Annotated in this window: 1 protein-coding gene; it reads right to left on the bottom strand. The window is 65.2% G+C overall.

All coding sequences use genetic code 11. The features are described from left to right. On the bottom strand, positions 1-230 hold a 230-nt coding region (locus AC1DIN_RS29935), incomplete at its 3' end, for an ABC transporter substrate-binding protein (protein ID WP_476812364.1). Between the last annotated feature and the right edge of the window lie 233 nt (positions 231-463).

Consider the following 463-nt stretch of genomic DNA (forward strand, 5'->3'; position numbering starts at 1 on the left):
TTGCGGACGACGTCGTCCTCGATCGGCAATTCGCGCATCTTGGCGATCACCGTCTTGGCGTCGTCGGACTTCGCGGCGGCGACCGCCTTCAGGTAGTGGCGGACGGAAGAGTAGATGCCGGCCTGGATCGCCGAGGGCACGGCGCCATGTGTGGCCTTGAAGCGTTCCGAGAAGGCACGGGTGCGGTCGTCGACCGGCCAGGCACAGCGCGGATACGCCCGCCAGTGCAGAGAAGATGCGCTTCATGGTTCCTCCCGGATCGTTGTTTTGATTGCAGCGAGCGTCGTCGAACGACGCCGGACCTACCAATGGGGCATGGGCAGACCGGCGACGGGTGAGCGGAAATAGGGAATGCGCGAGCCCTTCAGGCTGCCGACATAGACCGTCTTCAGGTCCGGGCCGCCGAAGGTGATGCTGGCGCACCAGGGCGCGATCGTGCCACCGCAGGCGAGCATCAATTCCG

This window comes from Allobosea sp. 05T438 (genome assembly GCF_056396025.1).